Source organism: uncultured Flavobacterium sp. (assembly GCF_951805225.1).
Lineage (GTDB): Bacteria > Bacteroidota > Bacteroidia > Flavobacteriales > Flavobacteriaceae > Flavobacterium.
Map to the genome: position 1 here is coordinate 1,832,561 of NZ_OX638201.1, position 14,255 is coordinate 1,846,815.

The following is a 14,255-nucleotide window of genomic DNA, read 5'->3' on the forward strand; positions in this document are numbered from 1 at the left end:
AGAGAATTATTTTGACATAACAACAAACGATTAAACAACAAAACAATTAACCGATTAAACCAAAAAACCAACAATTAATAATTAACAACTAACAATTAAAAAATTATGCCTCCAGCAGCAAGACTTACAGACTTTCACGAATGCCCGATGATTACACCGGGATTGCCACCAATACCACATGTTGGCGGGCCAATTGTTGGTCCGGGTGCGCCAACTGTTTTGATCGTAGGATTACCGGCAGCCAGAGTTGGCGATATGTTGGTTTGTGTGGGACCGCCGGATTCTATTATAAAAGGATCATCAACGGTTATGATATGCGGTATGCCAGCCGCGAGAATTGGAGATTCAACCGCTCATGGAGGATCAATTGTCCTTGGAGCATTTAATGTTATGATAGGTGGATAATAATATAGAACATACAAACACAGCTTTTTTAGGTTCAGGATGGGCATTTCCGGTGTCTTTCTCTGTAGATAATTATCAACTGAATTTGTCTGCTAATGAAACCAATATCAACGAATCTATCAATGTGATTCTAAATACCATAAAAGGCGAACGTACTCTAGAAGCTGAATTTGGCTCTGGAATACAGCAATTTATGTTTAGAAAAATTGATAATACGCTTAAAGGCGAAATTATAGAAACCATCAAGTTTGCCTTATTGCGCTACGAACCAAGAATATTGGTACAAGACGTAACAGTGGCTTCGACAGATATATTAAACGGAAAAATAGAAATATTGATCACTTATATCTACTCAAAAACCAATACAAGACATAATTATGTGTTCCCATTTTATTTAAAAGAAGGAACAAACCTAGATCGTAAAAAATGATTTTAATTGATCAAAATAGCGCCATAAATTCACTCAACGAAGCACTCGTTCCAAATCCGCATTTGATAGACGGAAGAACAGAGCAAGACTGGTTGTACTTTTTGACGGAGTTTAGCAAATTGATTAATTTCTATAATGACAGTAATACGATTGACGGAAACTGGAGTCCGTTTTTGCTAAAAGATCCTGTTATTTTGATGGCTTCAATTTCAAAAACAAACTACAAAAGTCTCTACTCCGACTATAAAAATGGCTGTAACGAAATTCAAAGATTAATTAAAAAAGAAAACGGAGGAAATCCGTACTCGAGAGCTTTAAACAACTTATTTGATCGTATTACGGCGATTTATAAAATTATAGAACGCTGGACACATTATATGCTAAGCAATACCGAAATATACGATCTCAAAACCTATATTTTGCAAGAAGTAAAAACCAGATTAAGTATTGACTTTTGGGCGATTCAATCCTTTAGAGAATATTTATATAAATTGTCGATCGATGGTTTATTTGTTGTTCCGGCGCCAATTCAGGAATTTAATTCTTTTGATAAAAATATCTGGTTTATCAATAAAGACAAGACACCTTTCTGGCAAGTTTTTGGGTTTGAAGCAGAACAGGCAATTTTGCAGGAAACAGCTTCGATAACGTCTTTTAGTTTGGAAATTCTAACCAAAATTGGCGATAAATTATTTCAGTTTTTAGAAACGATAATTCATCATGCTTCAAAAGAATTTAAGAAATTAAACCTTAAAAAAGTCCCATTTCCGGATACTGTTCTCCTACGCTCTTTTGTAAATATTCTAAAAATTCAGCAAAATCAATTGAATGGTCTTTCTGAGAAACATCTTGATTTTTATTATAAAGATATTTTAAAACAAACCAAATTACCTGCCATTGCAGATCATACTTTTTTGTGTGCAACACTAACAAAACCAACACAGGCTTTTACTTTACCGGCAGAAACTTTGTTCAACGCAGGAGTTGATGCACAAAAAAATCCGATTTTATTTGCTTCTCAAAAAAATGTAACCTTAAATCCTGCAACGATTACAAGTGTACATACGCTTTCTTATCAGGCGCAAAACACACCATCTTTTAATTTGCAATCTATTGCAAAACCAACAACTATTCAATTAGATACCGAAAATAAAGTAATCAGTTGGGATACATTTGGTTCCAGTAATCCAGTTGTAGATCCTGTAGCAAATCCTAATTTAACAGGTATTTCGTTTGCTTCGCCAATGCTATTATTGCGTGAAGGGGAAAGAATCGTAACGTTAACGCTGGAATTTGATGATTCAATAGAGCTACAAACTCTGGAAGAAGCAAATTATTTTTTGAGTACACAAAAAGAATGGTTGAAACTCAATTTAGTTCCTGAAAATTTTACACAGAATACTTCCAATAATTGCGTAATCAGTATTAAACTTGATCCAACTGTTGAAGCGATTGAGCCTTTCCTGATTAATCCTGACGGATTAAAAAGTGACTGGCCAATGATGAAAATCTTATTTCAGAATATTCCGAGCTCCTTTAAGGCACCAAAAATTACTTCGATAACTATTGCATTAAAAGTAACAGGCGTTAAAACGTTTCAATTGTATAATGATTTTGGAGAGTTAAGTCCCAAAAATCCCTACACTCCTTTTGGACCAATTCCGTTGGTGAATGCCAATTTTATTATCGGAAATAATGAAATACTGAGTAAACCTTTGGATAGCTTTATCGTAGAAATTGATTGGGACAAAAGACCTGCAAATTTTGACGCTTATTACAAGCAATACAATGATTATTTGTATCCACCCGAAAAAACCAGCGATTCAATAGTTGTAAAAACGATTAGAAGTATTTGGCCTCCAAAACAGGAAGAAGTTATATTGCCATCTGTTTTCTCAAACAATAGTTTTACTGCTAATTTTAATATCATGCAGGATAAAGCTTGGCAAGGTATCAAAATGACAAAAATTGAAAGTAGCGACGTTGATAAAGTTTTTGTGCCTATTGATACTGTTCCGTTACCGGTTTGTTTATTCGATCCTCCATCTTCAAATAGCATCAATCCTATTCTTAATACATCAAGTAGTTATTATGTTTATTCTAAAGCAGTTTCTACTTCAAATGCAGATATAAATACAACTGCAAGTACAATGCAAACTGTAACTCAAAGCTGGCAACCAGACCCAAATATTCAAAAAGAACCTTTAAAATTTACGGAAGAAAGTTCGTCAGGATTTTTAAAAATGACATTAATCAACCCAGTTTACGGCTTTGGATCTGAATTATATGGAAATGTCGTTTCGAGTATTGCGCTACAAAATGGCAATAAACTTGCTATAGCAAAAGACACCGAAGTCAAAGATTTTCTGGCTTCTGCCAATATTCCTTTTGCGCCAAAAATCCAAACGTTTTCTGCCATTTATAAAGCTAGTGTAACCTACAAACTTGATGGAACGGCAGGAGATTATCCGCTGCAATATTTTATTTATACTCCATTTTTAAACCATGTTGTATTTGATAGCGCAACAGTTGATCAAACCGATAATAAGCTGTTCAACACATCAATAATAGATAAATCTTCCAATAATCTTGAAGAAGGTTTTCCGCTTTATCCAACTTGCGATTATAATGGAAATTTATTTATAGAACTTGATAATTTGATTTCCAACAGTACTTTAAACCTATATTTTGAACTCGCCAGAAACTCAACGGCGCTTACGACTTACAATCATGTTCAATTTTATTATTTAAGCGATTCAGGCTGGAAAATAGTTGAACCAATATCAGATGGAACAAACGATTTTAGATGTTCCGGAATTATAGAAATTCCAATTCCAGAAGATTGCAATAATAACCAAACAATAATGCCCGGAACCAATAATTGGATTTCTATTGTGACAATCGGCGATATAGATTCGTTTTCTAAAACCATTTTTATGCAAACAAATGGTTTTAGTGTAAAAAGAACAGGAACTACATTTTTGACCGATACACAAAGTCCGCAAATTGATGCAAATGTGATCACAAAACCAGAAATCAAAATTCCGGAAATAGGCACAATAATTCAGCCTTTTGCTTCTTTTGGAGGAAAAGCCGCCGAAGACAAAACCGACAGAAATAAAAGAGTAAGTAATACAATCAAGACTAAAAACAGAGCAAGCACATCGGCAGATTATTATACTTTGATTGCCGAAAAATTCGATACCGTTTATTATTCAAAAGTCGTTACTAAAAAAAGTGACAACAGCACAAACGTCTATTTGGTAAAAAAAGTAGCATCAGATACAGATTCAAGCGCGTTTGTTCCTTTGGTTACAAATTCTCTTGAAATTGAAATACTAAAATTTTTAAAAGCCAATTCGTCGCCATTTACAAACCTGAAAGTCTCCAATTTTAATCTCGAATATGTTTCTATTAATGCGACATTTTCAATTAAAAGCGGTTACCAAAAAACTCCTGTGGGTAATACAGTAAATCTGGCGCTGAAAGAATATTTATCGCCTTGGATCTCCAATTGTCCTTCTCAGATTGAAATTGGACAACCACTTATTAATGCCAAAGTGAGCACTTTTATTCAAAATATTGAAGGAATTGCCGCAGTTGACAGTGTTACATTTTCGAGCTATTATATCAATCCAAAAACAGGACAACAAATCCCATTAAAAACAAACAAAAGTGCTTTAATGCCTTACGGACAATCGACACTTTTAGTTTCGGCACCAAATCATAATTTTATTTTTCAGCTATAAATGGATACAATTAATCAAATAACGAAAGTACAGCTTCCGCCGCATCAGGATTTTAATTTCCTGAAAGACGAAGCTATTGATTATATCCAAAAACATATTGGCGACCAGTGGACAAACTTTAATCCAAGCGATCCCGGAATGACAATTCTCGATCAGGTTTGTTATGCACTTACGGAATTAGGCTATTGTACAGATTTTTCTATTCCGGATATTTTGACAGATTCTACCGGAAAATTAGAAATTGAAAATCAGTTTTATTTACCTTATAAAATCCTCACAACTGCGCCTTATACAATCGATGATTACAAAAAATATATCATCGATGGCATCGAAGATGTTTATAATGTTTCGATCACAACTTACAACAATAATATCCAGGTTTTAAGCCGAGTTTATCAAATATATCTGTATATAAATCCGGATATTACAGATACAATTCAGTACAATAATATTTGCAAATCTGCCTTTTATTATCTTAATCAAAGTCGAAATATTGGAGAACTTTTTAATATGCCAATGGCGCTTCAGCCACAAAATTGCTGGATTGGCGGTAAAATAGAACTTGAAAAAGAAGTCGATGAACACGCGGTTTTATTAGAACTTCAAAATACAATTCGCACTTATATCTATCCGAAAATAGCGCAGGTAAATTATGAATCTTTAAAACAAAACGGATATGATTCTGCCGAAATATACGATGGTCCATATCTTAAAAATGGCTGGATTTTAAATGAATCTTTAACCGATAAAAAAGACACCATAAAAGCCATTGATTTAATTCCGATAATTGAATCAGTTTCCGGAATTGTATCAGTTTCAGGATTGCAGCTTTATCAGAATAACAATATTGTACAAGAATTGCAATCAACTATAAGTCAGATATTAAACATAGATATTATGGCTTCTTATACAGAAAAAAAACTTCTGTTAAGCAGTAACGGAAAAGATATTGCTCTTGATCCTTTTGGTTCGTTGCAGATTAATATTAGTAAATATCAGGAAACTCCAACAAGTTTAAATAACAAGCCAAGTATAAAATTGCCAAAAAGCAGTTTTAGAGACATCAATACTTATTATTCGATTCAAAATACATTTCCGCAGCAATATGGCATTGGCGATGACAAAATCGAAGACGATTCGGCGCCAATTCAAGTTGCACAATCCCGTCAATTAAAAGGATATTTAACCTTATTTGATCAGGTTTTGGCGAATCAGTTTTCGCAATTGGCAAATGTTTCACAGTTATTTTCATTTACAAATTCGGTTTGTGGAGCGCCTTCAGACAATGATACTTTTTATGCATTGAAAGATAATTTTGAGAAAAAACATTTAGAATATCCCGTTCCATACAAAATGTTTTCGCCAAGTTATTTTTATCAATCTTTGTATAATACTCCACATATCAAGCCTTTATTAAAAAACAATGATGTCTTTGAATATACTTATGGCGACGAAACCAAAAAGGAACTGAAAGAAAAAAGTTGGCTTGAATATCAGCAAGATCCTTACAATACGTACATTTTTGGGATGATGAAAATCATGGAAGAAGAACATGTAAATCTGGATCGACGCAACAAAATACTGGATCATTTACTTGCCAGACACGGCGAAGCGCCAAAGATTATCGACGCAATTATCGATGGTACAATTTATACAGGAAATAAGAAAAAAGATCAGATAATTCTAAAGAGTTTGTATTTGCAAAACCTTGATTTATTGTCTTATAACCGACTAAAAGGATATAATTTTCTGGCTGCTTCAAAAATAACTTCATCACATAATCAAAATAACGATGGAAGTTTATTGAGCATTAAAAACGATCATTACGATCATATACGCGAAAACACAACTGATTTTGTATTCAAATCAAACCAACTCAATAAAAAAGAAAAACTGCATAAAACTGATTTCATTAATTTTTCGGGATTGCAATTAAAGCTGAATTTACTATTTGGATTAAGAAATATATACAACAATTTTATTACGACTCAATTCGAAATTTCTCCAAATTCTATTGAAAGTCAATTGATTATTAATAAAAGCATTCAAAAAACATATTGGTTTAAGAAAAAATTAAATGGCAGTATTTTTATCGAAACTGCAATTCTTTTAAGCCAATTAAAATATAATATCGAAATCGTAAAACAAAGCGACAATACTTCTTATAGCATTCAAAATACAGATTATCAAACGATTACTAATGTAAATTATATTTTTAATACTACAAGCCAAGCGATTCTCGATATTGAAATTGCAAAAGGTTATTTGGAGTTTTCGAACGAAAAATATCCTTTAGTTTCTGATGAATCTGAAACCGTAATTGGCAGCGATTATACAAAAAATAGTTTATCAGATTATGTATTTAAGATTACAGTTGTTTCCGGAAACGGCACGATTACAATTAACGACGAGCTTTTTAGAAAAAATACAATCTTATTATTTCCAGAATTTATTCCGGAATTCAAAAAGCCTGAATTCAAAAAACGCTTAAAACAGTTTTTAAATATCAGCCTTCCAACAGGCATAAAATGCGAATGTTTGTTTGTAAGCCTTTCGGAATTAGAAACTTTTACACCCAATTATATTAATTGGCATGACAGTTTAATTTTTAAAGCGCCTCAGGATTTATTTGTTAATCCGCAGATGGTAAAAGTTTCAGATCCTGCACTTTCTGCGGCGAATTTGATCAATAGTTTAACCTCAATTTTAGAAACAAAAAATGGAAGAAATAAATAGCCATATTGTATCGAGTCTAAAGTGGGACACAACTTTTGACCAAAAAAGAGAAAGTCACAGACTTCAGGAACGTTTAAGTACCTGGAGCAAAATTTCTTTGCCCAGAGAAGTCGCCAATATTTTTAACGAATTGTGTCCGCCGGAACAAAGCTGGCGAATCGAATCGCTGGAACTTGATCTTGGTTCTTGCGATTATAGCGATCTTGAATTTGATTTGAGTCGAAAAATACGCAATTTATTACGAGAGAAAATTGCCGAATTAATTCTGTATCAAAACAGTCAGAAGCAAAACGGAATTGCGGTTTACAACAAAGAAAAATCGATTCTCGAGAATCTTATGGTATTTTTATTGGAAGGTTATTTGCCGTGGAATTATCAAAATAAAGAAGGTTCTGTAAACCAAATTATGGCAGAATTACTCCAAAATAATCTTGCCGAAGTTATTGCGATTATCAAGGAAACCGGAATGACGCACGAGGAAGTCAGAAAACGAATTTCATGGCAATTTGATGAGAAAAATATAACCAAAATAATCGCGGCACTTGAACCTAATAATAGCGGATCTATTATTGAGTTTAGCTCGATTATGACTAATATTCAGGTCAAAGAAACTATCATTCAGACAAGTACGGCAAGTTTCAAAAAGAATTTGTGGTTCTTTATTCTGAACTTTTTATTGCTGGAACGCGGAACTCTTTTCAATAAATTGGCGTTCATGAAAAGCAGTATTCTGCAAATGGCGAATCATTATAATATCGCTTACGCGGAACTTATTCTTTTGATCGAAAATACGATTGTAAAACTGTCTGATAAAACGTCTCAGAATAACAATTTTATCGCTTGCCTTAAAATATTGACTCAGGAATATGAAACTCAAAAAAGCGAAAATTATCAACCTGAAACGAACACAAATTATTGGAATGTTCTCGAAAAATTGCTAAAAAACAAAAGCGATCGAAGATTTAAAGCGGACAAAAACAATCTAAACGAATTGATTGTTGCATTAAATAATGAGAATCAAGCCAAATTTAATGCGCTTATTCAGCCTGTTTTAAAAGACGAAAGTTTACTTGTTTTGTTACTTCAGGATTTGAACGAAACTTCGATAAAAATACTTTTTTCCAGACTGGACGCTACTCCATCATTGCTTCACATGGAATCTGTAATTTACTTGAATAAACTAAGTCAGGCTTTTAAACTAAAAACAAACAGCAAGGTTTTATGGGAAATTGGAATTCTTTTTCTCATCAAAAATAAAAATGCTGATAATGCTACATTTCTGCTTTTTTGCATTAAGGAATTAAGCAAAAGAAACAATCTGAATCACGAGCATTTATTGGCAATGTTTACAAATGCAAAGATTCCAGCAGCGGTAAAAAACAATAATTCTGCAACAATATATACGAACTTAAATGCTATTTATTGCAAAGAAATAAACAGCAATAACTCTAATTATCCTGCAATTCACTTTAAGAATCTTGTTACAAAACTGGAACTTGAATTGCAAAAAAATGCTACTAAAAGTATCTTTTTCATTGACTTGCAAAGATCGCTGATCAAGACTATTTTACTGCATCCCAAAATGGCTTTTGAGGTTATGCTTTCGTACGGAAATAAAGAGGTTTTGAAGAAAATACTTCCGTTGATTCTAAACCGCGAAATGTTACAATTATTGGTAAAAACTGCCAATTACAAAAAAACTAAACTCGTACAAACAATTCAAGTTGTCTATGAAATCCTGAACGAAAAAGACAAATATGATTTTCCAGAAGAATTAATGACGGATAATTTATTGTTGCTTGGAATGCAGGAAATATTATTTCATCCGGAACATAACTCGTCTTTATTTCTGGAAACTATAATTGTGCAATTGTCCAAAAAAGTCACCGATACAAGACGTGATGATTATTTTCAGTTTATCGCAAAACTAATTCAGTCCAAACGAATTAAATCTTTTGGCGTTGCGATCAAAAAGACTTTTCTAAATCAATTAAAGAATACAAAATCTATTGATACACTTGCGCTTGCGTTGCTTATTCAAAATACATCGCAAGAAGATCAGCTTGAATTAGCGCAATTATTGTCGGCTAATTTTAATGATTCGGGATTTGTTTTACTTCGAAAACAAGATCGAAAAGAAAGCGAAAATATCTTGCGTTATTTCCTGACAAACGGAAATGCGCTGAAAAAAAATTGGATTCAGAAAACGTCGGAAACTATTATTCGAAATGTAAAATCAGTTTCAAAAACTAAAATGACGCAGGAATTAAACGAACTTTTTTGGAAAACGATTCTGAAATATTCGGCATATAAAGGCAATGAAGTTTTATTTGAAAAATTGCTTCAAAAGGAACTGAAATCGTATTTAAAAATTAATGTTGTGAAGGAAAAATTTCAGCTTCAAAACGAAATAAAATCTTTTGAAGCCTCAAATTCAGTATCAGAATTTGATCACTTTTTCGAAAATAACAGTATTTCTAATTATACGGTTTCTAATGGAATTTTGGAATCTATCAACAACAATATGCTGTTTGAAATTGAGAAATTATCGGAGAAAGAAAAATACGAATGGATTTCATCGATTATCATAGAACGAAAAATTCCATCAGATTTTATTATTTCTAAAACCATAGAAATCAAAGATATTCTGAATGTAATTATTGTAAAAGAACCGAAGATTTTCTTTAGAATACTTAAAAAAGAAATTATTCCTGAGGCGCAAATGGATTGGCTTTGCCGAAATATTAGCTTTCATAATTTGTGCAATGCAATAAGTCAACTGGATAAAAACAGGGAATCGTATTTGAGGATTCTGGAGAAATTCAATCATGTTTTGGGTTCGGTCGAAATCAAAGGTTTGGCTTCTAAAGAAATGCAGCATCTCTTGTTGCGAAAACTTCTAAAAGCTGCCACAAATGACAATTGGAGACTTATTGCGATCGATAAAATCTGGAATGAACTGATCTGGGAAGTTGTTGCCAAAAAAGGGATTTCGAAGAAAAGCTTTCTGTCTGATCTTGAAAAATATATTTACCAGTTTCCGCCTGCTTTGCAACTTGGTTTCAAAGAAATTCTGAGGTCGGAAAAACAATCTGCTCCTATTTTAAAACAAACTGAAATATTTTCGAAAATGGAATTAAATAAAATTAAAACAAGCCCAAAAACGAGCCTTAAACAAGGTATCGCAGTTAGAAATGCAGGAATTGTGCTCTTGAACAATTATATATCGATCTTGTTTGAACGATTGAATCTTGTTGCCGAAAATAAGTTTATAAGCAATGAACATCAGGTTCGAGCTGTACAATATCTACAATATGTAATTACGGGAATGCAGGAAACGGAAGAGGTTTATTTGCCTCTGAATAAAGTTTTGTGCGGTTTGCCGTTGACGGATACGGTGCCGGATTTTATTGAAATACCGGATCACGAAAAACAATTGATAAACGGTTTGCTGCAAGCGGCGATTTCGCATTGGCCGGAAATTGGAGATTGCTCCACAGATGGTTTTCGGGGAAACTGGCTTGTTCGCGACGGAATTCTGGTTGAACAGGAGGATAAATGGGAACTTACGGTTGACAAAAGGGCGTATGATATATTGATTAACAGATCTCCTTTTGCTTTTTCGATTATAAAATACCATTGGATGGATAAGCCTTTGCATGTGCTGTGGCCTTATTAATCTGAACATTGGCAAGCTTTGTCAAAGTTTTAAACTTTGACAAAGCTGTTGCAGAACATTAAAGATTGGCGATAATATAGAACGCGGATGACGCGGATTCGCTTTGCGAAAACGCGGATTAAAAACGGATTTTATCAGCGTAATCTTGTCATTTCGACGGAGGAGAAATCTCCACGAGTGGCTCGACAAAGATTGGGTTTGGATTGCGTATGATGGATTAAAATCCATCTCTACAATATAATTTGTTCCTTCGGAACGCTTTATAAAATTCCGGAGGAATGAAATGTTTTGTAGCAACGGATTTTAATCCGTTGGATAATGTGAATCGACAAAGAATTGACAAAGAATTGGGTTTCGATTACGAATAATGAATTAGAAAATAAAAAACCTTGAATACGATCTTGAAATATAAATTAATCAACTAAAAAAAACTATTATGAACAGCTACAATGAAAATCTGCATTCTAGTGTATTGTCTTCATTAGAAAGTCAGGAGATGACCAAAAAACAATTGAGTACGCAATTGAGCGCCTCAATGTTTACTCTTTATTATGCCGAAGGCGCCGAAATTGTTGCTCAGGAAAAACTTGATGCTACAACAAAAATGTACGAAGAAAAACAACGCATAAATAATGTCGTTGTTAAGAATAAGAACATGGCAGATAATCTGTTATTGTCTGCAAATCAGCAAAAAACGTATGTAACACAATCGGTTACAAATATGGCAGTTTGTGCTTCGAACATTCAAATTGCTTCAAATTCGATTGTGCGTTTGGCAAGTGATATTGGCAGTATTTACAGTATTATTAATGCTGCTGATTATGCAACTGATATTTATCCGCAAGCTCTTGAGGCTTATAATCTGATTAATAAAACGGCTTATGATGCCGAGAAAACTTCGCAATATGCTATGGAAGCAACGGCCGCAATTTCTGAAGTTGCTACAACTACAGTTGCTGATGGCGCTAAACTAACCAATACTTCTGTCAACAATTTATTGCAGGTTGCAACTGCTGATTTAACAGCTATTACAGCGGTATTAACGGTAGACAATGACATAAAATCTAAAGCAAGTATTGCAACGAGAGCTGCAGAAGGTGTTATAAAATGTAGTGAAGTTGAATATGAAGCTTCAAAAAAAGCGTACTCGTATAATAACAAACATTTCAACCAAAACATAGTTGTCGAGGTTCCTAATCCTTTTGATCCATCTGATTCCGGTTCTTTTAATGTATTATTTGATGGCTTTAAAACTCCTTTTGCTTCTGAAGAAAAAGATGCTTCAACTGAAAGCAGCGGATTAAAAAAACCTGTGCAAAGCTATAATGTGATTCTGGTAAAAGACAGCAAAAAATCATTCTTTAGTGTTTCTAATGCAGAAGATTTAGTAGGTAATTCGGCTCAGTGTAAAAGTGTTCCTCATAATGCATCCGGAAAATATTCTGCGTCTATAGCTTACAAACAATTTAGAGATTCTGATAATGATCCGTTGATTCTTGGCGAAAATTATGTTGCTTTTCTTTTGATCGTTTTTACAGAAAGTTACAAGAAAGAGATCAACACTTTTGATGAATATCTGTCTGCTCCTTCTGAAACATTTGAATTGACTTATACTTTACAAAATGCCAGCGGAATTGTGGTTTCAAGAGAAACTGGTTCTAAAGATTTGTCTAAAATCACTTTTAGCGTTAAAAATGAAGAGGTTTTAAAAACAAATGAAATTGATTACAGATGTTTCTTCTTGCCTTATCCTGATGATATATTAACAAATGAGGATTTGGATACGCTTGAATCTAAAATTGAAACTCTTGAGTTAAACGAAGAAATTAAAAATGTTGAAGCAGAGATTAAATTCTTTAACGAAGAAATCGAAACTTTGAACAATTCTGCAAGTCAAACAACTCCTGATGCAGCTAAAAATGCTAAAGATACGGAGCAGGACAAATCAAAAAATAACAGTTTAAAAAATGCTTTGTCTGATGCTAAAGAAAAATTGCGTCTTGCAAAAATTCAATTGGCAGAATTGAATGCAAAACTGAAAGAAACTAAAGATAAAGCGCCTAAAACGGTTAAAAATACTAACGCTTTTTTCTTCAATCTGAATTTAGCAGAGAATATTCCTGCCGGAAATTATACGAGCGCCAAATCGCATAAAAGCAGTAATTCGGCTAACGAATTTATCGCTCATATTGATGGTACAACTACTGATAATTTTGGAAATCCGCTGATTGAGGACAAAAAATATATTCCTGTTGTTTTGTCTTACTACAAAGGTCCCGAAATTTTTAAAAGCAAGTATACAAACAGTCTTTCTGATTGGCAAAATACTACTCCGGAACTTTATTCTACAAAAGAAATTGCAAACCCAACAACTAATTAATACCACATAACGATATGGAAACTCAAGTATTACAACCTGGCCCAAAATTGCAAAGATATGGGATTACTGAAAAGAAAAAAGCGGAACTGGACTTCCTGAAAAATCAAGTAATTGATGCAACAGCAACTGTTCAGCAACAGCAAATAATTGTGAATTCGCTGAACGAAAAATCGACAAAATATCAAGGTTATTTATTAGTTTCAGAAAGTAATCGTTCACACGCTTTAAGCAATAAAAACTTAATCGATCAGGTGATTCAAAACGCTTATGAATTGGGTTATAATTCTAATAATGCCTTTAGCAAAACGATAATTTCAACTGAGAAAGCGACAAAAGTTACAGAAAACATTAGCGAATTAATCAATAAGTTAATTTATTCTGTAGAAATAATCAACAAGCTTTCTAATCTTGTTATTCGCAAAAAAGCACTTAATCCGTTGATTTCTGACGATTTGATTAGCCGAATAAATACGGCTGGTACAGATGCTAATAATGCTGTTTCGCTTACTTTGATTGCTCTAAAATCGACTTTGGCAGCAGAAGCTTCTGTTCTGGAATCTGAAGCGGCAATTACTTTGGAAAACAAACAGGCTGCTAAATTGTATGTGACTTTGACAGATGAAAAATCTATAGACGCGCCTTTAACTTTGAAACCTGTATCTGATTTTTCAATCAGAGCATTATTATACAATGCTTACAAAAATGCTCAGATTGCATACGAAAAAGCAAATTCGGCAAATGATGAAACTGCAAGACAATTGAGTATTGCAACTGGCAATTTGGCTAAAGCGCAAGTTAGACTTCAATCGCTTCAATCTAGTTTGGCGGCAGCAACTGCAGCAGCTTATGCATCTTAAGATAAAGTAAAAATAATTT

7 protein-coding genes are annotated in these 14,255 nt (G+C 33.4%); all 7 read left to right on the top strand.

Translation table 11 applies throughout. From position 1 onward, the window contains the following. Nucleotides 1-105 precede the first annotated feature (105 nt). The 7 genes from WN975_RS07765 to WN975_RS07795 all read left to right on the top strand — a co-directional run bounded on the left by WN975_RS07765 (nucleotide 106) and on the right by WN975_RS07795 (nucleotide 14,236). A complete protein-coding gene (locus tag WN975_RS07765; protein ID WP_337966021.1) occupies nucleotides 106-405 on the top strand; it encodes a PAAR domain-containing protein in 300 nt (99 codons plus the stop codon). Further along, nucleotides 398-835: a GPW/gp25 family protein gene (locus tag WN975_RS07770; protein WP_337966022.1), complete on the top strand. Its 438-nt coding sequence runs from the start codon at nucleotides 398-400 to the stop codon at nucleotides 833-835. Before WN975_RS07765 ends, WN975_RS07770 begins: the two co-directional genes overlap by 8 nt. After that, complete coding sequence (locus WN975_RS07775) at nucleotides 832-4,584, top strand: hypothetical protein (RefSeq protein WP_337966023.1); 3,753 nt, start codon at nucleotides 832-834, stop codon at nucleotides 4,582-4,584. Before WN975_RS07770 ends, WN975_RS07775 begins: the two co-directional genes overlap by 4 nt. Next, nucleotides 4,585-7,320, top strand: a complete 2,736-nt coding sequence (locus tag WN975_RS07780) for a hypothetical protein (RefSeq protein WP_337966024.1) — start codon at nucleotides 4,585-4,587, stop codon at nucleotides 7,318-7,320. Then, nucleotides 7,304-10,999: a contractile injection system tape measure protein gene (locus tag WN975_RS07785; RefSeq protein WP_337966025.1), complete on the top strand. Its 3,696-nt coding sequence runs from the start codon at nucleotides 7,304-7,306 to the stop codon at nucleotides 10,997-10,999. Before WN975_RS07780 ends, WN975_RS07785 begins: the two co-directional genes overlap by 17 nt. Before the next feature lie 436 nt (nucleotides 11,000-11,435). Next, the gene (locus WN975_RS07790) at nucleotides 11,436-13,379 is read left to right on the top strand and encodes a hypothetical protein (protein ID WP_337966026.1); all 1,944 of its coding nucleotides are present in this window, start codon (nucleotides 11,436-11,438) and stop codon (nucleotides 13,377-13,379) included. Between the two features lie 14 nt (nucleotides 13,380-13,393). Continuing rightward, nucleotides 13,394-14,236, top strand: coding sequence for a hypothetical protein (locus tag WN975_RS07795; RefSeq protein ID WP_337966027.1), 843 nt, complete (start codon nucleotides 13,394-13,396; stop codon nucleotides 14,234-14,236). The last annotated feature ends 19 nt before the right edge of the window (nucleotides 14,237-14,255 follow it).

Excerpts from the sequence above, each read along its gene's own strand:
- WN975_RS07785 (WP_337966025.1), top strand. The coding sequence starts at position 7,304 with ATGGAAGAAATAAATAGCCATATTGTATCGAGTCTAAAGTGGGACACA.
- WN975_RS07795 (WP_337966027.1), top strand. The coding sequence starts at position 13,394 with ATGGAAACTCAAGTATTACAACCTGGCCCAAAATTGCAAAGATATGGG.
- WN975_RS07775 (WP_337966023.1), top strand. The coding sequence starts at position 832 with ATGATTTTAATTGATCAAAATAGCGCCATAAATTCACTCAACGAAGCA.
- WN975_RS07780 (WP_337966024.1), top strand. The coding sequence starts at position 4,585 with ATGGATACAATTAATCAAATAACGAAAGTACAGCTTCCGCCGCATCAG.
- WN975_RS07765 (WP_337966021.1), top strand. The coding sequence starts at position 106 with ATGCCTCCAGCAGCAAGACTTACAGACTTTCACGAATGCCCGATGATT.
- WN975_RS07790 (WP_337966026.1), top strand. The coding sequence starts at position 11,436 with ATGAACAGCTACAATGAAAATCTGCATTCTAGTGTATTGTCTTCATTA.